The 23,020-nt window shown below is 67.0% G+C and carries 17 protein-coding genes; 10 read left to right on the top strand and 7 right to left on the bottom strand.

What is annotated here, in order from left to right; translation table 11 throughout:
• Nucleotides 1-37: 37 nt before the first annotated feature.
• The 3 genes from lpdA to ASE50_RS19545 all read left to right on the top strand — a co-directional run bounded on the left by lpdA (nucleotide 38) and on the right by ASE50_RS19545 (nucleotide 3,351).
• The gene (lpdA, locus tag ASE50_RS16225; RefSeq protein WP_056403019.1) at nucleotides 38-1,450 is read left to right on the top strand and encodes a dihydrolipoyl dehydrogenase; all 1,413 of its coding nucleotides are present in this window, start codon (nucleotides 38-40) and stop codon (nucleotides 1,448-1,450) included.
• A 66-nt stretch (nucleotides 1,451-1,516) separates the two neighbouring features.
• Nucleotides 1,517-2,899 (top strand): porin, encoded by a 1,383-nt coding sequence (locus tag ASE50_RS16230; protein ID WP_056403022.1) that lies wholly within the window; start codon nucleotides 1,517-1,519, stop codon nucleotides 2,897-2,899.
• Nucleotides 2,900-3,207: 308 nt separating this feature from the next.
• Nucleotides 3,208-3,351, top strand: a complete 144-nt coding sequence (locus tag ASE50_RS19545; RefSeq protein ID WP_235512402.1) for a hypothetical protein — start codon at nucleotides 3,208-3,210, stop codon at nucleotides 3,349-3,351.
• Between the two features lie 220 nt (nucleotides 3,352-3,571).
• Here ASE50_RS19545 and ASE50_RS16235 read toward each other — a convergent pair whose 3' ends face one another.
• The 4 genes from ASE50_RS16235 to ASE50_RS18890 all read right to left on the bottom strand — a co-directional run bounded on the left by ASE50_RS16235 (nucleotide 3,572) and on the right by ASE50_RS18890 (nucleotide 9,201).
• Nucleotides 3,572-6,025, bottom strand: a complete 2,454-nt coding sequence (locus ASE50_RS16235) for a PQQ-binding-like beta-propeller repeat protein (protein ID WP_082439077.1) — start codon at nucleotides 6,023-6,025, stop codon at nucleotides 3,572-3,574.
• Between the two features lie 64 nt (nucleotides 6,026-6,089).
• Complete coding sequence (locus tag ASE50_RS16240; protein WP_056403025.1) at nucleotides 6,090-6,401, bottom strand: hypothetical protein; 312 nt, start codon at nucleotides 6,399-6,401, stop codon at nucleotides 6,090-6,092.
• Nucleotides 6,398-8,848 (bottom strand): cytochrome c oxidase subunit I, encoded by a 2,451-nt coding sequence (gene ctaD / locus ASE50_RS16245; RefSeq protein ID WP_056403028.1) that lies wholly within the window; start codon nucleotides 8,846-8,848, stop codon nucleotides 6,398-6,400. The genes ASE50_RS16240 and ctaD overlap by 4 nt, the downstream gene beginning before the upstream one ends.
• A complete protein-coding gene (locus ASE50_RS18890) occupies nucleotides 8,845-9,201 on the bottom strand; it encodes a cytochrome c oxidase subunit II (RefSeq protein WP_235512403.1) in 357 nt (118 codons plus the stop codon). The genes ctaD and ASE50_RS18890 overlap by 4 nt, the downstream gene beginning before the upstream one ends.
• Before the next feature lie 2 nt (nucleotides 9,202-9,203).
• On the opposite strand from ASE50_RS18890, the gene ASE50_RS16255 reads away from it, so the two are divergent.
• Complete coding sequence (locus tag ASE50_RS16255) at nucleotides 9,204-10,151, top strand: AI-2E family transporter (protein ID WP_056403031.1); 948 nt, start codon at nucleotides 9,204-9,206, stop codon at nucleotides 10,149-10,151.
• Nucleotides 10,141-11,148: a sensor histidine kinase gene (locus ASE50_RS16260; protein WP_082439080.1), complete on the top strand. Its 1,008-nt coding sequence runs from the start codon at nucleotides 10,141-10,143 to the stop codon at nucleotides 11,146-11,148. The genes ASE50_RS16255 and ASE50_RS16260 overlap by 11 nt, the downstream gene beginning before the upstream one ends.
• A gap of 293 nt (nucleotides 11,149-11,441) precedes the next feature.
• Here ASE50_RS16260 and mfd read toward each other — a convergent pair whose 3' ends face one another.
• Together mfd and ASE50_RS16270 are read right to left on the bottom strand one after the other, a co-directional pair.
• A complete protein-coding gene (gene mfd / locus ASE50_RS16265) occupies nucleotides 11,442-14,900 on the bottom strand; it encodes a transcription-repair coupling factor (RefSeq protein WP_056403033.1) in 3,459 nt (1,152 codons plus the stop codon).
• A gap of 115 nt (nucleotides 14,901-15,015) precedes the next feature.
• The gene (locus ASE50_RS16270) at nucleotides 15,016-15,282 is read right to left on the bottom strand and encodes a succinate dehydrogenase assembly factor 2 (protein ID WP_056403036.1); all 267 of its coding nucleotides are present in this window, start codon (nucleotides 15,280-15,282) and stop codon (nucleotides 15,016-15,018) included.
• 70 nt (nucleotides 15,283-15,352) lie between these two features.
• Here ASE50_RS16270 and recG point away from each other — a divergent pair, with 70 nt between their 5' ends.
• Together recG and ASE50_RS16280 are read left to right on the top strand one after the other, a co-directional pair.
• Nucleotides 15,353-17,413 (top strand): ATP-dependent DNA helicase RecG, encoded by a 2,061-nt coding sequence (gene recG, locus ASE50_RS16275; RefSeq protein WP_056403039.1) that lies wholly within the window; start codon nucleotides 15,353-15,355, stop codon nucleotides 17,411-17,413.
• Nucleotides 17,414-17,660: 247 nt separating this feature from the next.
• Complete coding sequence (locus tag ASE50_RS16280; protein WP_056403043.1) at nucleotides 17,661-18,101, top strand: DMT family transporter; 441 nt, start codon at nucleotides 17,661-17,663, stop codon at nucleotides 18,099-18,101.
• 144 nt (nucleotides 18,102-18,245) lie between these two features.
• On the opposite strand, the gene tyrS is transcribed toward ASE50_RS16280, so the two are convergent.
• Nucleotides 18,246-19,472 carry a tyrosine--tRNA ligase gene (gene tyrS, locus ASE50_RS16285; protein ID WP_056403462.1) on the bottom strand — a complete coding sequence of 409 codons (1,227 nt, stop codon included), beginning with the start codon at nucleotides 19,470-19,472 and terminating at the stop codon, nucleotides 18,246-18,248.
• Between the two features lie 113 nt (nucleotides 19,473-19,585).
• Here tyrS and ASE50_RS16290 point away from each other — a divergent pair, with 113 nt between their 5' ends.
• Genes ASE50_RS16290 through ASE50_RS16300 form a run of 3 tightly spaced genes read left to right on the top strand, consistent with a single transcriptional unit; the run spans nucleotide 19,586 to nucleotide 23,019 of the window.
• On the top strand, nucleotides 19,586-20,707 hold the full coding sequence (locus ASE50_RS16290) for an anhydro-N-acetylmuramic acid kinase (protein ID WP_056403465.1): 1,122 nt from the start codon (nucleotides 19,586-19,588) through the stop codon (nucleotides 20,705-20,707).
• 9 nt (nucleotides 20,708-20,716) lie between these two features.
• Nucleotides 20,717-21,889 carry a hypothetical protein gene (locus ASE50_RS16295; protein ID WP_056403046.1) on the top strand — a complete coding sequence of 391 codons (1,173 nt, stop codon included), beginning with the start codon at nucleotides 20,717-20,719 and terminating at the stop codon, nucleotides 21,887-21,889.
• Between the two features lie 35 nt (nucleotides 21,890-21,924).
• Nucleotides 21,925-23,019 (top strand): DUF2336 domain-containing protein, encoded by a 1,095-nt coding sequence (locus ASE50_RS16300; RefSeq protein ID WP_056403050.1) that lies wholly within the window; start codon nucleotides 21,925-21,927, stop codon nucleotides 23,017-23,019.
• Nucleotide 23,020 lies beyond the last annotated feature (1 nt).

A 23,020-nucleotide genomic window follows, 5' to 3' on the forward strand; every position in this document is an offset into this window, starting at 1 on the left:
TGCTCGACCGGGCAGCATCGAGCGAAAAGGTAAAGTGATGGCTGAATCTTACGACCTGATCGTGCTCGGCTCCGGCCCCGGCGGCTATGTCGCGGCGATCCGCGCGAGCCAGCTTGGCCTGAAGGTCGCGATCGTCGAGCGCGAGCGGCTGGGCGGCATCTGCCTCAACTGGGGCTGCATTCCGACCAAGGCGCTGCTGCGCTCGGCCGAAATCTATCACTACATGATGCACGCCGCGCAATACGGCCTGTCGAACGAAAAGCCGGCGTTCGACCTCGCCAAGGTCGTCGATCGCAGCCGCAAGGTCGCCGGGCAGCTGAATGCCGGCGTCAAGGGGCTGATGAAGAAGAACAAGGTCGTCGTCCATGAAGGCGTCGGCACGATCACTGCCAAGGGCAAGCTGAGCGTCAAGCAGGGCGACAAGACCACCGAACTCGAAGCCAAGCATATCATCATCGCGACCGGTGCGCGTGCCCGCGACCTGCCGTTCGCCAAGGCCGATGGCGCGAAGATCTGGACGTACCGTCATGCGATGGTACCGCCCGAAATGCCGACCAAGCTGCTGGTCATCGGCTCGGGCGCGATTGGTGTCGAGTTCGCCAGCTTCTACAACGACATGGGCGCCGACGTGACGATCGTCGAGATGCTCGACCGGATCATGCCGGTCGAGGACGCCGAGGTCAGCGAGTTCATGCACAAGGCGCTGACCAAGCAGGGCATGACGATCAAGACCAAGTCGGGCCTCGAAAAGCTGGAAGCGAGCCCGGCAGGGGTCAAGGCCGCGATCAAGGGGCCGGACGGCAAGGTCGAACAGGTCGAGTTCAGCCACGCGATCGTCGCGATCGGCATCGTGCCCAATACCGAGAATATCGGCATGGAAGCGCTGAAGATCGAGGCCGAGCGCGGCCACATCAAGACCGACGGCTATGGCAAGACCAATGTCGACGGCATCTGGGCGATCGGCGACGTGACCGGTGCCCCGTGGCTGGCGCACAAGGCGAGCCATGAGGGCGTTATCGCCGCCGAAGCCATCGCCAAGGCGCTGGGCGACAAGGACGTCCATCCGCACGCGATGGACAAGAACAATATCCCCGGCTGCACCTATGCCCGGCCGCAGGTCGCCAGCGTCGGCTTTACCGAGGCGAAGGCCAAGGAAGCGGGCTACAGCGTCAAGGTCGGCAAATTCCCGTTCATCGGCAACGGCAAGGCGATCGCGCTGGGCGAAGCCGAAGGCTTCGTGAAGACGGTGTTCGATGCCAAGACCGGCGAACTGCTGGGCGCGCACATGGTCGGCGCGGAAGTGACCGAGATGATCCAGGGCTATGTCATCGCCCGCCAGCTCGAGACGACCGAGAAGGAACTGACCGAGACGGTGTTCGCGCATCCGACGATCTCCGAATCGATGCACGAATCGGTGCTCGGGGCCTATGGTCGTACGCTGCATATGTAGGACGTGAACGAAGCGTCATCATCATAGCTTGACCCGCGTCGTGCCGCAGCGGCATGGCGCGGGTCCATGAAGCCCTTCCTGCCCGCGGCGGTCGCCGCATCCTTCATGGTCCCACTGCCCGCTGCGGCGCAGACGGTGCAGGAGCTTCAGCGGCAGATCGACGAGTTGAAGGCGGTCATCGCCGAAATGAAGGCGGCGCAGACGGCGGCCAAACCGTCCGTCATGGCCGCTGCGCCGGCGACGACGCCGGCCCCGGTCGCGGCCGAGCCTGCGGCCCCGACGCAGGTCGCCGCCGCCCCGGCCAGGCCATCGCGCGAGAAATGGTACGACCGCATCCGGCTGCGCGGCTATACCCAGTTGCGGCTGAACGAGATCATCTCCGGCGATCGCACGGCACCGGACGGGATCGCCCGGCTGCGCTCGGTCCATGACAGTGGCATCGGCGACGACACCGGCTTCACCTTTCGTCGCATCCGGCTGGTGTTGCAGGGCGATCTGGGCGATCGGGTGTCGTTCTATCTTCAGCCCGATTTCGCGACCGCCGTGTCGAACCAGTCGGTCGGCGAGCGGCGCGAGGGGTTCCTGCAACTGCGCGACGCCTATTTCGATGCGTTCCTCGACACCGACAAGCGGTTCCGCCTCCGCTTCGGCCAGTCGAAGGTGCCGTTCGGGTGGGAGAATATGCAGTCGTCGTCGAACCGGCTGACGCTCGACCGCAGCGATGCCATCAACAGCGGGGTGCCGAGCGAGCGCGATATCGGTGTCGTCGCCTATTATACGCCGCAGCAGGTCGACGATATTTGGGAACGGCTGACCAAGGACGGGCAGAAGCTGTTCGGCAATTACGGTGCGTTCGGGATCGGCGTATATAACGGACAGGGCATCAATCGCGAGGAAGCGAACGATGCGGTGATGGCGGTGGCCCTTGCGACATGGCCGTTCGAGATCGGCGGCAAGCAGGTGCTGGAGGTCGGGGCGAGCGGCTATACCAATCGCGTCCAGCCCGAAATCCGCACCGGCGGGGTCAGTCCGGTCGCCTTTGCCGACGATCGCATCGGGTTGCACGCGATCCTGTATCCGCAGCCCTTCGGGGTGCAGGCCGAATGGAATTGGGGGCGCGGGCCGGAATATGACCCGGTGCTGCGCGACATCACGACCCGGTCGCTGTACGGTGGCTATGTACAGGGCACCGCGCGGGTGCGGCGGTCGCCGGTCGGGCCGTTCATGCCCTATGTCCGCTGGCAGACCTATCGCGGCGGGTGGAAGGCGGCGGTCAACGCGCCGCGGCTGGAGACCGACGAGATCGAATTGGGCATCGAGTTCCAGCCGGTGCCGGCGCTGGAACTGACGCTGGCCTATGCGCGGATGGAACGCGCCGAGGCGGACGAACGGCGGTCGGGACGGGCCGAGGGTGACGTGATCCGAACGCAGTTGCAGTTGAATTATTAGGCTTTTTCGGGCGGGGGCGCGCCAAAGGTCACAAAGGTCACACTTGCGCGCTGTTTGCGTTCGAGACGGGGAGCGGCTGGGTCAAGGAGCTTGGCGGGATACGGTGTGCAGCAGAATTTGGCAGTCGGTTGCGGTGTAGGAAAGTCGGAAAGCGGCGTCGGTCGCGGGCCGATGCGCTGACCGGGCCTTTTCGAAACGGGTGGTCGATCGGGCACCATCGCGTGACGATGACAGGGTCGATGAAACCTCAACGGTCGGATTCCTGTCCGCGATGCTACCGTCGGGCATCCGTTACAGTCGATCGAGCAGTGGACGCATCGAGGGGGGCGTTTCTGATGCATGGGCTGGAGAAGGTCCGCGTCGAGTTCAGCCTGACCGCACTGGCCTTCAATTCCGGACGCGCTATCCCCTTCATCGACAGGCCGGCGCTGGTCCCGGCGATACAGGCCTGATCCGGCAGTCATATCCCGCCGTCTCGACTGCGGGAATGACCGTCGCGGACCCGATCATGCAATCTTCAAGGTGAAGAGACGGCAAGATGCCGCGACGCCGCGATGGGTGTTCCCGACGAACCGTCCTGCGTCGCGCCTCGGACAGGTTGCATCGTGCATCGGGAGGGTTCCGCCCGGAACCCACTGCCCACGACGACGCCTGCATTCTGGCATCCCGACATCATCGCGGCAGCGCGTACACCACCAGCGCATCGCCGGCCTTCGTCTGCAACTGGCCGTGTCCGGTCGCCCCGATCACCACATATTGCCGGCCCTTGTGCATGTACGTCATCGCCGATGCTTGTCCGCCCGCCGGAAGGCGCCCGCTCCACAATAGCCGTCCGGTGGCCGTTTCGAACGCGCGAAGATAGTTGTCCTGCGCCGCGGCGATGAAGGTGAGGCCGGTGGCAGTCGTCACCGCGCCGCCGATGTTCGGGGTGCCGAGCGGGATGCGGACCCGCATCGGCACGCCCAGCGGACCGGCGTCGAAGCCGCTGCCGAGCGGCTTGCTCCATGCCAGCCGGCCGGTGTTAAGGTCGGTCGCGGCGATGAAGCCCCATGGCGGGGTGTTGCACGGCACGCCCAGGATCGACAGCCAGATCGGCCGGTCGACACCCCATGGCGCACCCTTTTGCGGAGCGACCGCCTGATCCGGGCGGCGGCCGCCGTCGCCGATCGCCGGGTCCGACACGTCCGCGCGGGGGATCAGGCGTACTTGGTTGGCGAGCCGACTGTTGTTGGTGATGACCAGCCCGCGCGCCTGGTCGATCGCCAGCCCGCCCCAGTTGAGCCCGCCGATCGTACCGGGATAGAGCAGCGTGCCGAGGCCCTGATCGGTCGGGGGTGTGTACATCCCGTCATAGCGCATCCGCTGAAACTGGATGCGGCACAGCGCGGCGTCGATCGGGGTCAGGCCGAAGGCGTGGCGCGCGTCGATCCGTTCGGGATTACGCTGCGGCACCCCGGCGAAATTGGGATAGAAGATCGACTGGGGCTGGGTCGGCGACAGAATCTCGCCCGATACGCCTCCCTGTGGTGCGGGTACCTGCGCGATCGGGCGCAACGGGCGACCGGTCGCGGCGTCGAGCACGAACAGCGATCCGGTCTTCGTGCCCTGAATCACGACGCGCCGGTTCACGCCCGCGATCGGCAACGTGGTCACAACGGGCTGCGCGCCGAGATCATAGTCGAACCGGTCGCGGTCGACCGTGCGGAAGGCCCAGCGCGTTGCACCGCTTGCCGCGTCCACCGCGACGACGGCGGAGGAGAAACGGTCGTCCGCCGCCTCGCGGTTGCCGCCAAAATGATCGTTGCCGGCATTGCCGGTGGCCAGGAACACCAGCCCCAGCCCTTCGTCGGCGGAAATTACGTTCCAGACGTTAGGCGTCCCCTCCGGCCAGGTTTCCCCAGGCGCGAGCGGCACTTGCGGCCGATCGATCCGCTTGGCGTCCCACGCCCAGCGCAGCCGCCCGTCGGTCGCATCGTACGCGCGCACCACGCCCGATGGCGCGTCGCGCCGCTGGTTGTCGCTGACCTGCTGGCCGACGATCACCAGATCGCCGACGACCGCCGGCCCCGAGTTGCTCGACGCATGACCGGGTTCGCGCAACCCCATGCCCGCGGTCAGGTCCACCGTACCGCCGCGCCCGAAGCCGGAGCAGGGAGTGCCCCGCGCGGCATCCAACGCGATCAGCCGTCCGTCCGCCGCCGCGACGAACACCCGCCGCGCACAGGTCGCATCGCCTGCGTCCGCCCGAGCATGATAGCCGACCGCGCGACAGGCGGCACTGAACATCGATTCCATCGCCCGCGGGGCGACGTTCGGATCGAACCGCCAGCGTTCCGCGCCGGTGCCCGGATCGAGCGCGAACACCATGTTGCCCGGAGAGCATAGAAACAGCGTGTCTCCGATCTTGAGCGGCGTGTTCTGTGCCGCGTAATGGACGCGCTCGTTCGGCTGTTCGTCGCCGGTGTGGAAGCGCCATGCCTCGCGCAGCGTGCCGACATTGGCCGGGGTCACCTGTCCGGCGGGGGAGAAACGCTCGCCGGCGTTGGTGCCACCGAACGCGGTCCAGTCGGTATCGGCGGGGTAGGCGACGGAGGCGGCAGCGGTGCCGGGTCCGGTCGGACGCTCCCATGCCAGTGCGATACCGCCGACCACGAGGGCAAGTCCCGCCCCGGTGCCGATGTAGACGACGCGCCGGTGTCGGGCGTCGCCGCTGCCCGCGCGCCATGCGGCGAGGGCGACCACGGCCAGCGCGCCGATCACGCCGATCCGCGCCGCCAGATCGATCGCCCATACCGGCTGCCAGCCCTTGCCCGCGATTTCCCACACGGCCCAGACGATGCTGAGTGCCAGCGCCGCGACCGGTCCGATCAGTCCGAAGGGGTGATGGCCGCGCCATGTGGCGATCGCGCCTGCGGTCAGGAGCGCGCCGCAGATCGCGTAATACCAGTTTCCGCCCAATGCGATCAGCCACAGGCCGAGTCCGAGCATCGCCAGCCCCAGCAGCCCGGCGACCGTCTGCACCGCCAGCAGCACGATCCGCCAGCCACCACGCGCGTTTGGCATTCCGATCCTGCCGCCACCCTGCAGCGCACGCGCGATCCGCGGTTTCGTCGAACGGTCGGTCATTTCGGCCCCGCGTGATGTCGATGGTTTTTAAAATGCCGCATCGCAGCAAAGTTCCCGACCAGCATCACAGGCAGGACGGAATGATGAGCAGCGGCACGAACGTGACGGCAGTGGCGACGAAACCGGTCCAGCCCGTCGCCATGGTGGCTCGATCGAGCAACGTCGTTCGTCGGCGCGACAGATACACCGCCGCCAACAGCGTCGCGAGCAGACAGACCAGCCAGGTGGCGACCAGCGCCGTGCGGTGCAGGTCGCCGCCAAGGGCGTCGACCCGGTCCCACCGTCGTGCGCAGCCAATCCCGTGCAGGCCGTACATCAGGCAGAACGCGACGACCCAACCGATCAGCCCTGCCGACAGGCGCAGCAGTACGATCATGCCAGCCACCCCGGCACGACGAGCAGGATCGCACAGAAGGCTCCGGCACCCGCGGCGTGATCGCTCCACAGCCGCACGATCCGAAGCTCGCCCGAACGGGCAGCGGAATGGAAGCCGGCCCGTTGCCGCGCGACGACGAACGCCAGCATCAGCATGGCGAGCACCGCATGGAAGACGCCATAGGCAGCGACCGCGGCACTGGTCGCGGCATAGGCATGGCCGGTCGGCGACGGTGCCGCCTCGACCAGCAGCATGACGAGGGCCAGCACGACGGCACCCTGTCCGCCGGCCGCGATCGCCGTCCTGCCCCGTCGTGCCATCACGACGGCACAACCCGCACCCGCTACCGCCAGCAGGGGCGCGAACAGCGAGGGCGCGATCAGCGCGGGCGGCGGCCAGTTGGGTGCCACCGTCCAGAGAAAGGCGTAGCCGAACAGCAATGACGCGAACAGCGTGGCGCTGGCACCGAGCGCCAGGACGCTGCCCCACCAGCCGGTGGTGCGCGCTGCCTCGAGACTGGTCGGCAACCGGCGGTCCTGTCCGACGTCCACCTGCCCGGTGTCCTCGCGCCGCCCATTGGTCCACGCCCAGCGCCAGCCGAGCCACGCCACCACCGGCAGGAACAGCGGCGCGACGACATACAGGCCGGCAAGCATCGACAGAAAGAAGCCGCCGAGTGTCGCGGCCGTGACGATCGGCAACCAGCTGTTGCCCGGCAGGATCGCGACATGGTCGGGCTTGCCGGTGGTCATGTCGACCGCGATCGTTTCGCGCCAGCCGTTCCGCGCCACCGCCAGCAGCCCCTCGCCGCGCGCCAGCCGCACGCCAAGATCGGGCATCGTCGCCAGCGGTTCGCGATCGCTCACCGTGGCGATGCTGGCGAAGTTGTAATCCGGGGCCGGGGTGGGCATCGCCCATTCCAGCGTCTGCGCGTTCCAGGGATCGCGCGCGTGCCGTCGACCCAGCCTGATCTGCAGCACGACGTCGATCAGGAACAGCGCGAAACCGAACGCCTGCACGAAGCTGCCGACCGACGACAGCAGGTTCAGGAGCGTCCAGCCCATCCCGTCGGGGTAGGTGTCGACCCGCCGCGGCATTCCCAGCAGTCCGGTCAGGTGCATCAGGAAAAAGGTCATGTTGAAACCGATGAAGATCAGCCAGAACGCCGCTTCGCCGATCCGCATCACCCGCTGCCGTCCGGTAAAATGGGGAAGCCAGTAATAAGCGGCGGCCAGCATCGGGAACACGAACCCGCCGACCAGCACGTAATGCAGATGCGCGGTGACGAACGCGGTATCGTGTGCCTGCCCATCGAACGGGACCATCGCCAGCATCACGCCCGTCAGCCCGCCCAGGACGAAGACGATGAAGAAGCCCATGAGGTACAGCATCGGCAGTTTCATCTCGGGCCGGCCGCCCCACAGCGTGCCGAGCCAGGCGAAGATCTGCACCGCGGTCGGCACCGCGACCAGCGCCGACGCAGCGGAGAAGAAGCCCAGCGCCATGTGCGGAATGCCGGTGGTGAACATGTGGTGGGCCCACAGCCCGAAGCTGAGGAAGGCGAGCGCCATGATCGCCGCGACGATCGCACCATATCCCAGCAGCCGGGTGCGCGCCATCACCGGCAGGATGGTCGATACCGCGCCCGCCGCGGGCAGGAAGATGATGTAGACCTCCGGATGGCCGAACAGCCAGAACAGATGCTGCCACAGGAGCGGCGAGCCGCCGAGCGCGGGATCGAAGAACGGCCATCCGAACGCGCGCTCGATCTCCAGCAGGATCGATCCGAGGATCAATGGCGGGAAGCCGAAGATCATCATCCCTGCCGTCGCCAACATGTACCATGCGAAGATCGGCATCCGGTCCAGCCGCATTCCCGGGGCGCGTAGCTTCAGGACCGAAACCGCGATCTCGATCGCGGCGGACATCGCCGAAATCTCGACAAAGGTGATGCCGAGCAGCCAGACATCGGAGTTGATGCCGGGCGTGAAGGTCTTGCCCGACAGCGGCGGATACAGGAACCATCCCGCGTTGGGCGCGACACCCGCCAGCATCGCGACGATGATGATCGTGCCGCCGAAGAGATAGCACCACCAGCCAAGCGCGGACAGCCGTGGAAAGGCGAGATCGCGGCTGCCCAGCATCTTGGGCAACAGGTACATCGTCAGCCCCTCGAACATCGGGATGGCGAACAGGAACATCATGATGCTGCCGTGCATCGTGAAGATCTGGTTATAGACCTCCGGCCCGACGAACGCGCTACGCGGCGTGGCGAGCTGCGCGCGGATCAGCATGGCCAGCACGCCGCCGATCGCAAAGAAGACGAAGGCGGCGACGATGAAGCGCTTGCCGATGTCGCTGTGGTTGACCGAGCGCAGCGCGCCGCGCCAGCCCGGTTCGGTACGCCAGATCGCGGTCAGTTCGTGATGCAGTCGCAACGCCTTCATCGCGCGCGCTCCCCAATGAAGGCGGTCCATTCGGCGGCATCGTGTGCGACGACGGTAAAGCCGTGGCCCGCATGGCCGGTCCCGCAATATTCGGCGCATTCGCCGCGATAGGTGCCGGGCAGATCGGCCTGGATCCGCAACGTGTTGGTATGACCCGGTATCGCATCCATCTTGCCTGCGAGGCGCGGCACCCAGAAGCTGTGGATCACGTCCGTTGCGGTGATGCGCAGGTCGACCGGGCGGTTCGCCGGAATATGCAGGACGTCGCGCGTCCGACGCCCGCCGGGATATCCGACATCCCATGCATATTGCCGCGCGACGATGTCGATCGCGACCGCTCGTTGCGCTGGCAATCGTGATCTGGCGGCTGCACGACGTGCTGTTGCTGGCCTTTGCCGGGGTGCTGGTCGCGGTGATATTGCATGCTGCGGCCGACGGGCTGTGTCGCGTCCTGCCGCTTCGCAAGGGATGGGCGATCGCGCTCGCGGGGGTGCTGATCCTCGGGCTGCTGACCGGCGTCGGCATTCTGTTCGGACAGGAACTTCGGTCGCAACTGTCTGGTCTGGGCGATGCGCTGCCGGACGCATGGCAGCGTTTCGCGGCATGGGTCGGCGAAGACCGCGTGCAAAGCGTGATCGATACGGTCTCCCCGGACGGCTCGACGATCGCATCGGTCGCACAATCGATGTTCGGGATGATGACGGCTGCGATGACCGGACTCTTGCTCGCAGTGCTGGGCGGCATCTACTTTGCGGCGAGCCCGGCCGAGTACCACAAGGGAATGCTGGCGATGCTCCCGCGCTCCGCTCGGTCCCGCGCGGGTGTCGCCGTGCGGGAAACGGGCGATGCCCTGCGCAACTGGCTGCTGGGGCAGTTGGTGTCGATGGCTGCAACCTTTTTCGCCGTGCTGATCGGATTGACGCTGATCGGTGTCCCATCGGCGCTGGCGCTGGCGATTGTGGCCGGACTGTTCGAATTCATCCCGCTCGTCGGCCCCTTTCTCGGTGCGGTGCCGGCGCTGCTGATCGCGCTGACCACGGGCGTGGAGACATTCATGTGGACGGCGGGCTTCTTCGTCGTGTGGCAGCAGATCGAGGGGAACGCCATGGCACCGCTGGTGATGCGCTTTGCAGTATCGATTCCGCCTGCGGTGACACTGTTCGCGCTCTTCCTGTTCGGTGGCATGTTCGGTATCGTCGGGATACTGCTCGGCGGGCCGCTCACCGTCGCAGCCTGGGTATTGGTCAGGTGCCTGTGGATCGAGCCCCGTAAACCGGAAACGGTGAGCCGCGATGACGACTGAAACATCGACTGCGCTGCCCGCGTGGTTCCCCCGGCATGTGCCGTCGCTGGCGGTGTCGATCGCAGGGACGGTGGCGATCGTCGCGGTGGCGACCATGGTGCGATATCTCCTGGGGCAACCGCTCCAGAGTTTCCCGACGCTGCTATTCTCGCCGGCGGTATTTCTCGCGGCCCTGCTGTTCGATCGCCGATGCGGGCTTCTTGCCATCGCCCTGTCGACGGCCAGTTCGGCCTATTTCTTCATCTACCCATATAACAGCCTTACGCTGCCGCTGGCCAGCCTCGTCCCGCTCGGCATATTCATCCTGACCAGCGGCTTCGTCGTCACCGTCACCGATACGCTGCGTCAGGTCGCGGCGCGGCTCGACCGGGCGGAGCGCAACAAGAGCCTGTTGCTGGACGAGCTGGCGCACCGGACCAAGAATGATTTGGCGATCATCGGGTCCGCCCTGCAACTTCAGGCGCGCTCCAGTCGCGATCCGGCGGTGCAGGAAGCGCTGGCGACGGCCGTCGCGCGCGTCAACGTGATCGCTGCGGCGCAGGACCGGCTGCGCTACCGCGAAGGCATCGGAGAAGTGGATATCGGCGACTATCTGCGCGGGCTATGCACGGGATTGGGCGATCTGCTGCGGGGCATCCGGCCGATTGCAGTGCGGCTCGAAGCGTCCACGATCGCGATCAGCAGTGCCGATGCGGTCACGATCGGGCTGATCGTCAACGAACTCGTCACCAACGCCTTCAAATATGCATTCCCCGACGATCGCGGGGGTGCAGTGGACGTGATCGTGGAACGAACGAGCCGCGGCTTGCGGATCGACGTCCGCGACGATGGTGCCGGTTGCGCCGAAGACGTGGTCAGCGGCATGGGTTCCCGCCTCGTCCGCCTGCTGGCCAAGCAGCGGAACGGCGTGGTTTCGCGCCAGAAGACCGACACCGGCTGCCACTTCACCGCGACGCTCGACCTGGAGTATCCGGGAGACGGTCGTACCGAGGCATGATGATGCCGGAGAGATTCAATGTGCGTTGGTCGCGGGCCCATCCGTAACGGCGCGAGCCAATGGTGGAGGGGACGGCCGGGGAGGCGTCGGGTACGAACGGTGGGAATCCGGCTGCGCTAGGGTCAAACTCTATCGCCTTTGGTTGCCCTCACCCTTCGCCGCCTTCGGCGTCTTTCCCTCTCCCGGCGGGAGAGGGAGGGAGCGGCACGGCCGCGGAAGGGTGAGGGCGATCACGTTTGAGCGAAAGCGACTCCAAACAGCCGATCGCTTCCGTGAAACGGGAAGACCGGCTTCTACCCCGCCGCCTTCGCCAGTCCCCGCGAAATCTGGAGCGCCGCGTTCAGGCGCGCCTGTGGGTCGCCGAAGCTGCGGCTGATGACCAGTTTCATGTCGGGGCGGAGCTTCGCGGTGCCGGCCAGCTTGTCGACATAGGCGAGCAGCCCTTCGACGCTCGGGAACTTGTCCTCATGGAAACTGACGATCGCGCCCTTGGCACCGATGTCGATCTTGGCGACGCAAGCCTTCTTCGCGTTCAGCTTCGCCTCGATCAGTTGCAGCAGGTTGGCGGTGGCGACCGGCAGTTTGCCGAACCGGTCGATCAGTTCGGTGGCGAAGGCGTCGATGCCCGCGCGGTCCTCGACGTCGTTGAGGCGGCGATAGAGGCCCATGCGCAGGTCGAGGTCGGGGACATAGTCCTCCGGGATCAGGATCGGCGCGTCGACGGTGATCGCGGGCGAGAAGTCTTTGGGCTTGTCGTCGCGGATGCCGCCGGCCTTGGCGTCGAGGATCGCCTCCTCGAGCATCGACTGGTAGAGTTCGAAGCCGACTTCCTTGATATGGCCCGATTGTTCGTCGCCGAGCATGTTGCCGGCACCGCGAATGTCGAGGTCGTGGGAGGCGAGCTGGAAACCGGCACCCAGCGATTCGAGGTCGGACAGGACCTTCAGCCGCTTTTCCGCCGCGTCGCTGACCAGCCGTTCGGGGGGCGTGGTCATGTACGCATAGGCGCGGGTCTTGGATCGCCCGACGCGGCCGCGCAGCTGGTAGAGCTGGGCGAGGCCGAATTTGTCGGCGCGGTTGATGATGAGGGTATTGGCCGACGGAATATCGAGGCCGCTCTCGACGATGGTGGTCGAGACGAGCAGGTCGTACCGCTTGTCGTAAAAGGCCGACATGCGTTCCTCGACCTCGGTCGGGGCCATCTGGCCATGGGCGACGACGTAGCGGATTTCGGGAATTTCCTCGGTCAGGAATTTCTCGATATCGGGCAGGTCGGCGATGCGCGGGGTGACGAAATAGGCCTGCCCGCCGCGATAATGTTCGCGCAGCAACGCCTCGCGCAGCACGACCGGGTCCCATGGCATGATGTAGGTGCGGACCGCGAGGCGATCGACCGGCGGGGTCTGGATCACCGACAGTTCACGCAGGCCCGACATCGCCATTTGCAGCGTGCGCGGGATCGGGGTGGCGGTGAGCGTCAGGACGTGGACGTCGGCCTTCATCGCCTTCAGCCGTTCCTTGTGCGTCACGCCGAACCGCTGTTCCTCATCGACGATGACGAGGCCGAGCCGTTTGAAATCGACCTGTTTCGACAGCACGGCGTGGGTGCCGACGACGACGTCGATGGTGCCGTCGGTCAGGCCGTCGCGGACCTTCTTCGCCTCGGTCGCGGTGACCAGGCGGGAGAGGCGGCCGATTTCGATCGGGAAGCCTTCGAAGCGGGCCTTGAAGTTGTTGTAATGCTGGCGGGCGAGGAGGGTCGTGGGACATACGATCGCGACCTGCATCCCGGCCATGGCGGCGACGAAGGCGGCGCGGAGCGCCACCTCGGTCTTGCCGAAACCGACATCGCCGACGACGAGGCGGTCCATCGGGCGTCCCGCGCCAAGGTCTTCGAGGACGTCGGCGATGGCGCGTTCCTGATCGTCGGTTTCCTGATACGGGAACCGATCGACAAAGGCGGGATAGCCGCCCGCGTCCGGTTCGGCGATGTCGGCGGGGCGCATCGCGCGCTTGGCGGCGGTGGCGATGAGGTCGCCCGCGATTTCGCGGATGCGGTCCTTCATCCGCGCCTTGCGCCGCTGCCATGCCTCGCCGCCCAAGCGGTCGAGCGATGCGCCTTCCTCACCCGCGCCATAGCGACTGAGGACTTCGAGATTTTCGACCGGCACGTAGAGCTTGTCGCCGCCGGCATATTCGAGCTGGACGCAGTCGTGCGGGGCCTTCGCCACCGGCACCTGCGTCAGCCCGACATAGCGGCCGATGCCGTGGTCGGCGTGGACGACGAGATCGCCGGGCGAGAGGGTGGCCAGTTCCTGAAGAAAGGCGTCGGTATTCTTGCGGCGCTTGGCACGGCGGACGAGGCGGTCGCCGAGCATGTCCTGTTCGGTCAGGACCGCGACATCGGCGGCGGTGAAACCATGGTCGAGCGGCAGGACGACGAACGAGACGGTCGACTTCGCGCCGCCCAGCGCCTGTTGCCACATCTCGACGGTCGAGACGCCGGTCAGGTCGTGATCGGCGAGCAGGCCCATCAACCGTTCGCGCGCACCCTCCGAATAGCTGGCGAGGATCGGCTTGCGACCCTGCTTACGCAGCGCGGCGATGTGATCGACGACCGCTTCGTAGATGTTCGCCTGCTGTGTGCGTTCGGGGGTGAAGTCGCGTGGGGACTCGACCTCGAAATCGATCGAGGTGGCGCTGTCGGGGGCGTGGAAGGGCGTGACCTGATGCGCGGCGGTGTCCGACAGGCGGGCGACCCATTCGTCGGCCGACAGATAGAGCGCGGCGGGGAGCAGCGGGCGGTAGCTGCCGGGATCGTTGGTCTGCGCGCGGACACGGTTGGTGTGATAGTCGGCGATCGATTCGAAACGCTGTTCGGCGGCGGCCGGCACGCCCGCGTCGCGGACGATGACCGTTTCGGGCGAAAGGTGGTCGAAGAAGGTTTCGAGCCGCTCTTCGAAAAAGGGCAGCCAATGTTCCATGCCCGAGAGGCGGCGGCCGTCGCTGATCGCCTGATAGATCGGGTCGCCGGTCGCGGTCGCACCGAATTTCTCGCGGTAGCGTGTGCGGAACCGCTTGATCGAGTCTTCGTCGAGCAGCGCTTCGGAAGCGGGGAGCAGGGTGAAGCCGTCGACGCGGCCGGTGGTGCGTTGATCTTCAGGGCTGAAGGTGCGAACGGTTTCGATCTCGTCGCCGAAGAAGTCGAGGCGGAGACCCGAGTCGGAGCCCGACGGCCACAGGTCGACGAGGCCGCCGCGGACGGCGAACTCGCCGGCGTCATGAACGGTGTCGACGCGGTTATAGCCGTTCGCTTGCAGCAGCGCGGAGAGGCGGGGGAGCGAGATGCGCTCGCCCGGGGCAAGGCGCGCGACCAGCTGGCGGATGCGGAACGGGGTCAGCGTCCGCTGGCTCGCGGCGTTGACGGTGGTGACGATCAGGCGGGGGCCTTTCGCCGCCGTCTGGAGCGCGTGGAGCGCCGACAGACGTTCGGCCATCGACCGCAGCGTCGGGCTGGCGCGGTCATAGGGCAGGCAGTCCCATGCCGGAAATTGCAGGACCGACAGGTCGGGGGCGAAGAAGGGGGCGGTGGTGGCGATGGCGCGCATCGCCGCTTCGTCGGGGGCGATGTAGACGAGGTCGCCCTTGGTCCCACGCGCGAGGTCGGCGAGGAGGACGGGGAGGAAGCCTGCCGGAACGCCCGCGAGGGTCAGCGAGCGGGGGGCGGACAGGATCTTGGAGAGGTCGGGCATCGGCTACCTAAAAGCCCTCTCCCCCTTTGGGGGAGAGGGTTGGGAGAGGGGGAGTTCGGGGCGGATGTTGTGACTGCCCCTCTCCCCGACCCTCTCCCCTGAAGGGGAGAGGGAGTCAGCGCGAAACGGGCACAAAATCCATTTTCCGCATCGCGTGCAGGACGGGATGGTCGAACTGCGTCGGGGCGGGCTGGACGCCCATCGCCCATGCCATGATGTCGACGTCCTGTTCCTCGAGAAATACCTCGAACCAGTCCATGTCCGCGTCGCTCCATGTCGCGGCGTGCGCGTCGAAATAGCCGCCGATCATCAGGTCGGCTTCGCGGGTGCCGCGATGCCAGCTGCGGAATTTCAGGCGCTTGAGGCGGGTCTCGCGGTCCATGGGACTCCAATGGCGATAGACCGACGGACGCTGGCAGCGGCCGCCGGTTCGGATATAGGACCAGATAGTCATGCGTCCCGATCTGCTCAACCCGCTGTTTGCCGAAGTCATCACGTTGAAAGGCGTGGGGCCGGCGCTGGCCAAACCGCTCGACCGGTTGAAGCTGCGGCGCGTGGTCGACGTCGCGTTCCACCTGCCGAGCGGGTGGGTCGACCGGCTGCGGCGCGACGAATTGATGACGCAGGATGCCGGTCGGGTGATCGCGATCCCGCTGACCGCGACCGATTACCGGGTCAGCGCGGGGCGCGGGCCGACGCGGGTCCATGCGGCGGACAAACACGGCAACATCGTCAACCTGACCTATTTCGGCGGATCGTCGGGTTGGGTGAAGAAGCTGTTCCCGCTGGGCGAAACGCGGTTGGTGTCGGGCAAGCTGGAGACGTACGGCCAGGAATTGCAGATGGTCCATCCCGACCATGTGCTGCCGCTCGAAGAAGCGGAATCGTTGCCCGAGCGCGAGGGCGTGTATCCGCTGTCCGAAGGGCTGACGTCGCGCCGGGTCGGGCTGCTGGCGGCGCAGGCGATCGAGCGAGCGCCCGAGCTGCCCGAATGGATCGAGCCGAGTTTGCTTGCCAAGCGGGAGTGGCCGGCGTGGAAGGAGGCGCTGGCGCGTATCCATGCCGACCCGGCCGATGCCAGGGCGCGCGAGCGGCTGGCCTATGACGAGGTGTTCGCCAACCAGTTGGCGCTGTTGCTGGTGCGGGGTGAAGCACGGGCGCGTAAGGGGCGGTCGCTGACCGGCGACGGGCGGCTGCGGGCCAAACTCGACCTGCCGTACACGCCGACCGGTGCGCAGTCGCGGACGATCGGCGAGATCGAGGGCGATATGGCGCAGACCCAGCCGATGCTGCGGCTGCTGCAGGGTGATGTCGGGTCGGGCAAGACGCTGGTCGCGCTGATGGCGCTGCTGATCGCGGTCGAGGGCGGGGCGCAAGGGGCGTTGCTCGCCCCGACCGAAATCCTTGCGCGGCAACATTATGCGACGTTGCAGCGGCAATTGGCGGGGACCGGGGTCACCGTCGCCGCGCTGACGGGCCGTGACAAGGGGCGGGTGCGCGAGGGCGTGCTGATGGGGTTGGCTGACGGGTCGATCGACATTCTGATCGGCACGCACGCGATCTTTCAGGAAGCGGTGGCGTATCGCGATCTGGGGCTGGTGGTGGTCGACGAACAGCATCGTTTCGGCGTGGCGCAGCGGATGATGTTGCAGGCGAAGGCGGTGCGGCCGCCGCATCTGCTGGTGATGACCGCGACGCCGATCCCGCGCACGCTGACGCTGGCGCAATATGGCGAGATGGACGTCAGCCGGCTGGACGAAATGCCGCCGGGGCGCGAGGCCGTAGAGACGGTGGTGATGTCGGAGGACAAGCTCGACGCGGTGATCGACGGCCTTGCGCGGCATTTGTCGGCGGGGAAGCAGGCCTATTGGGTGTGCCCGCTGGTCGAGGAGAGCGAGAAGTCCGACCTTGCTGCCGCCGAGGCGCGGGCCGAGGCGCTGCGCCAGCGGTTCGGCGACAAGGTGGCGCTGGTCCATGGACGGATGAAGCCGCTGGAGAAGGACGCGGTGATGGCCGAGTTCTCGGCGGCGCGCGCAGGCGTGCTGGTCGCGACGACGGTGATCGAGGTTGGGGTCGATGTGCCTAATGCGACGCTGATCGTGATCGAGGCGGCGGACCGGTTCGGGTTGGCGCAGTTGCACCAGTTGCGCGGGCGGGTCGGGCGGGGTGGCGGCAAGTCGGTGTGCCTGTTGTTGCGGGGGAACAGCCTGTCGGAGACGTCGCGCGCGCGGCTGGCGCTGATGCGCGAGAGCAATGACGGCTTTCGCATCGCCGAGGAGGATTTGCGGCTGCGCGGTGGCGGCGAGTTGCTGGGCACGCGGCAGTCGGGCGAGGCGATGTTCCGGTTGGCCAGCCCCGAGATGCTGGGCGAGTTGCTGCCGGTCGCCAATGCCGATGCGCGGTTGCTGGTCGATCGGGATGGTGGGCTGGAGGGGCCACGGGGGCAGGCGGCGCGAGTGGCGCTGTATCTGTTCGAGCGGGATGCGGGCGTCGGGCGGTTGCGATCGGGGTGATGGTCTGGTCGCTGCCGTGCGGGTGGAGCCGAACGGTTGATGTGTATGGATTCCCGCCTGCGCGGGAATGACGAGTTTTTGCGGCGAGCATTCACCCGCACGCCCGTCATTCCGGCGCAGGCCGGAATCCATTGTGTCGGGTGTTTACGACGTAGGCGAAACGTCACCGTCTCCGTAGATTCCGGCTTTCGCCGGAATGACGACAAGAAGGTTGTCGCGGTGATGGGGCCGCGATAGCGCAGCTCCCATGAACGCCCTTGCTCCCCTGATCGTCGCCTTGCTCGGCGGTATCGGCCTTGCCGTCCAGCCGTCGACCAACGCTGCGCTCGGGCGGAGCATCGGGTCGGTGTTGCTGGCGGCGCTGGTGTCGTTCGCGGTCGGGACGGTGATCCTGACGGGCGTGTGGTTGATGGCCGACCGAACGCCGCTGGCGAACCTGCGTGATGCGCGGCCGTGGATGTTTATGGGTGGAGCCTATGGCGCGTTCTTCGTCGCGGCGGCGGCGTTCGCCGCGCCGCGGCTGGGGCTGGCGTCGATGCTGACGATCATGATCGCGGCGCAGCTGGTCGCGGCGGTCGTCATCGATCGCTTCGGGCTGATCGGCCTGCCGCGAACGCCGATCAGCGCGGTACGGTTGGCCGGGGTCGGGCTGGTGCTGGTGGGGGCGGTGCTGATCCGGCGGGGCTGAGCCCTTCCTCAACCTCCTCCGTTTGCTTCGAGCTTGTCGAGAACCGTAGTCGAGATGGGGGTGCCCTAAACTACGGCGTTCTCGACGGACGCTTCTCGACTTCGCTCGAAGCTGCTCGAACCAAACGGAATGGGTGGGGAGAAGTCAGGCCGCCGGCGTCAGCAGGCCGTGATTCTTTTTCCCCGCCGATACGCGCACCGGTGCGTCGACGGCGATAACCTGCGCTTCATCGACGACCCGCTCGCCATCGACGCGCGCGCCGCCGCCCTTGATCAGGCGGCGTGCCTCACCCTTCGACGCGGCGAGGTTCAGTGCGACCAGCGCGTCGACGACGTTGATCGCGCCGCTGACGCCGAAGGTCGGGAGCGTGTCGCCCGCCGAGCCCTCTTCGAACGTTCGGCGCGCGGTTTCGGCGGCCTGTGACGCGGCATCGGCACCGCGACACATGGCGGTCGCTTCGTTGGCGAGGATCTTCTTCGCCTCGTTGATCTCGGCACCCTGCAACGCCTCCAGCCGGGCGATCTCGCCCAAGGGCAGGTCGGTGAACAGGCGCAGGAAGCGGCCGACATCGCGGTCGTCGGTATTGCGCCAGAATTGCCAGTAATCGAAATGCGGCAGCTGGTCCTCGTGCAGCCAGATCGCGCCATCGACCGATTTGCCCATCTTGCTGCCGTCGGCCTTGGTGATCAGCGGCGTGGTGACGCCGTACACTTCGGTCCCGTCCATGCGGCGGGCAAGTTCGATGCCGTTGACGATATTGCCCCACTGATCGCTGCCGCCCATTTGCAGGCGACAGCCGTGACGCTGCGACAATTCGCGGAAGTCATAGGCCTGCAGGATCATGTAGTTGAATTCGAGGAACGACAGCGACTGTTCGCGATCGAGGCGCAGCTTCACCGAATCGAACGACAGCATGCGGTTGACCGAGAAATGCTGCCCGACCTCGCGCAGGAACGGGATATATTCGAGCCGGTCGAGCCATTCGGCATTGTCGAACATGACGGCATCGGTCGGACCGTCGCCAAAGGTCAGGAAGCGTTCGAAGATGCGCTTGATCGACGCGACGTTGGCGGAAATGCCGTCTTCGGCCAACAGCTTGCGGGCTTCGTCCTTGAAGCTGGGGTCCCCGATCTTGCCGGTGCCGCCGCCCATCAGCACGATCGGCTTGTGCCCGGCCTGCTGCATCCGGCGCAGGAGCATGACGGAGACCAGATTGCCGACGTGCAGCGACGGCGCGGTCGGATCGAAGCCGATATAGCCCGGTACGACCTGCCGGTTCGCCAGCGCGTCAAGGCCGGCGGCATCGGTCAGCTGATGGATATAGCCCCGTTCGGACAGGGTGCGCAGCAGGTCGGACGTGTATGCGGTCATGCGGCCGTGTAGCGTCGCCACCGCACCAAAGTCCACGGATCTCGACTTCGCGCTTGCCGGGATAGTGGTATGAAGCGTGTATGGGGCGGGATGAACGCCCGGCGGAGAAGTCCATGCTTGCGATCGGTCTGATGTCTGGAACCTCGCTCGACGGGATCGACGCGGCGCTGCTCGAAACCGATGGCGAGCGCGACGTGCGGCCGGTGGCGTTCGTCGGTACGCCGTACAGCGATGAGGACCGCGCTGCCTTGTCCGCTGCGACGGAGCTGGCGCTTCTGTTCAACGATCCGGGCGAGCATCCGTTGATCGAGCGGGCCGAGACGTTGCTGACGCGCACTCATGCGGCCGCCGTCGCCGCGCTGCTGGAGCGGGCGGGGGTCGAGGCGCGGTCGGTCGATGTGATCGGCTTCCATGGCCAGACGGTGGCGCATCGTCCCGACAAGGGCTGGACGTGGCAGCTGGGCGACGGCGCGGCACTGGCGGCGACGACCGGGATCGATGTCGTCGCCGACCTGCGTGTCGACGACGTAAGGGCCGGCGGGCAGGGGGCGCCGTTGCTGCCGGTCTATCATGCCGCGCGGGCGGCGGGGATGGCGCGACCGGTCGCGGTGCTGAACCTCGGCGGGGTCGGCAACATCACCTATGTCGGCGACGGCGACGATCTGGTCGCGTTCGATACCGGGCCGGCCAATGGTCTGGTCGATAGCTGGGTCGAGGCGGAAAGCGGTGCGCGCTTTGACGAAGGCGGTGCGCTGGCGGGATCGGGCCGGGTCGATGAGACGGTGCTTACGGGCATGCTCGATCATCCCTTTTTCGATATGCCCATTCCCAAGTCGCTCGACCGGCACGATTTTACCATCCAGCCAGCGCGCGGACTGTCGCCGGCGGACGGGGCGGCGACGCTGACCGCGTTCACCGCCGCCTGCGTCGCCGAGGCGATCGACCGGCTGCCGGCGCGACCGACGCGGCTGATCGTCGGTGGGGGCGGACGGCACAATCCCGTGATGTTACGGATGATCGCCGAGCGTGCCGGCGTCATCGTCGAGCCGAGCGACGCCCATGGCTGGGACGGCGACGCATTGGAGGCGGAGGGGTTCGCCTATCTGGCGGTGCGGTCGCTAAGAGGATTGCCGATCACCTTTCCGGGGACGACCGGTGTTCCCGCGCCACTGACCGGCGGCACCTTGTACCGGGCGACGCGGGCGGGGCTGGCGTTGCGGGTCGTGACCGCCTAACCGGACGCGATGCTCACCGGCCTGATTTTCGCGACCGAAGAAGCCGAACACCAGCCGGGCGTGCTGGCGGCGACCCTGCCGTTCGGCGGTATGAGCTTGATCGAATATCAGGCACGGCTGTTGATCGCGGCGGGCGCGGCACAATTGCTGGTCGCGGTGGGGCGGATGACGCCCGCGCTGGCGGCGGCGGTCAATCGCATCGGGCGGCGCGGGACGACCGTCGATATCGTGCGGTCGGCCGAGGAAGCGAAGGCGAAGGCGCACCCGCTGGCGGTCATCGTCGCGCTGGCCGACGGGCTGGTCACGACCGATGCGGTGGTCGCCAACATGGCGCTGGAGCCGGCCGACACGCTGCTGGTCACCCCGACCGGCGATGCGACATCGGTCGAGCGGGTCGATTCGGGGCATTGCTGGGCCGGGGTCGCGACGCTGTCGGTCGATCGGCTGGAGGACGCCGCCCGGCTGCCGCGCGAATATGATTTCCAGTCGACGCTGCTGCGCGTCGCGACCCAGGCCCGCGCGAAGCACGTCCTGCTGCCGGCCAAGGCCGCGCGGTCGGGGCACGGGGTCGAGCGCGATGCCGGTACGCTGGAGGTGCGCAGCAAGGATGTGCTGGCGTCGCTGGCCGAACAGCGCACCGGATGGATCGACCGGTTCGTCTTCACGCCTGTCACGCGGCTGGTCCTGCCGTTGCTGGTCCGGCGCAAGGTGCCCGATATCGCGGTCGGTATCGCTGGCGGCGTGCTCGGCCTTTTCGGGTTGGCCGCGATCCCATTTTGGGACGTCGGCGGCGCGGCGGTGTTGCTGTTCATGGCGATGGTGCTGCTGTCGGCGGGTTCGCTGCTTGGCTGGCTGCGCGGCGAGGACGGTCATGCCGCCTTGCAGGAACGCGGGCTGGAAGTGCTTGGAGTGGCAGGAATCCTTGGGATCGGGCTGGTCCAGTCGCTGATCGTGTCGGCGGGAACGGCGGCGGTGCTGGCGCTGACAGGGGTCGTCGTAACGATCCTGACACGACGGATTCCGGCACCTCGACCGCCTTGGGCGGCGACGGCGGCGACGGCCTTGGTACTGGTTGCGCCATTCGCACTGGCTGGCATCGTGACGGCGGGGCTGGCATTGGTCGCGGTTCATGCAGGCGTTACGCTTGCCCATGCTATCGAACATTTGCGGCGTCGGGCTTAGGATCGCCTTAACCGCCATTGGTTAATGCGAGTACCATGTCCGACGATCTGCTCGATACCCGCGATGCCGATGCTTCCGCCGCTTATCTGCTCGACCATGTCGCGGCGGCCGAGCGCGCCGGCCATCGCCGATTGCGCGCGGCGGCCGATCATTTTCACCTGCCCGTCGACGCCCGGATCGACGATCGCACGGCGGCGCGGCTCGACGCGACGATGCGCGCGACCGTCGCCAGCGTCGAGGGCGAGATCCGCGACCATGCCGTGCGGCTGCTCACCTCGCGCGGGCAGGGGGAGGTGGCGCAGGGGCTGCGGATGGTGCCGTCGACCTTCGGCCGCGTCCGGCGGGCGGGGCTGTTCCGCGATCCGGCACTGTTCGGCGAGTTGTTCGCCCGCGTCCGGCTCGACACGATCGCCCGCGCGCTGCCGACGATGGTGATCGAGGTCGGGGACCGGCCGACGATGATCGCACGGCTGGCACAGGCGAGCGACCGGCTGGTCTCCGCCGCCGCGATCGCGATGCTGGCGGCGCAGGCGCGGCGCGGGTCGGTGATCGATGGCGGCGTCGCGGCAGTCGATTTGGTCCGGCCGCTCCATGCCCGGATCGCATGGTGGGTCGCGGCGGCGCTGCGCGAATCGGTGCCGGCGGGCGAGGCGATCGGTGCGCTCGACGCCGCGCTGGCCGAAGCGGTGCGCCGCGCGATCGACATGCAGGGCGAACTGGTGCCGCTGGAGATCGCGGCGATGCGGCTGGCGCAGGCGATCGATGCACAGGGTGAGGAAGTGCCCGCGCTGTTGACCGAGGCGATCGGCGACGGGCGGCTGGTGCTGTTCGTCGCGTTCATCGCGCGGGCGAGCGGGCTGGCATTCGACCGGGTCCGCGATCTGGTGATCGACACCGACGGCGCGCGGCTGTGGGTCGTGCTGCGGGCGCTGGCGACCGATCGGGCGACGATCGCGCGGATCGGCTTTGCCCTGACCGAGGCCGAGCCGCTGCGCGATATCGAACAATTCGCCGACCGGATCGACAGTATCATGGCGGTAACGCCCGAAGCGGCGCGTGTGGCACTTGCCCCGATGGCACTGGATGCGGAATATCATGCCGCGATGTTGGCGTTGGGATCTGCTGAGTGAT

Origin of the sequence: Sphingomonas sp. Leaf5, from assembly GCF_001421155.1 — a bacterium.
Classification (GTDB): domain Bacteria; phylum Pseudomonadota; class Alphaproteobacteria; order Sphingomonadales; family Sphingomonadaceae; genus Sphingomonas.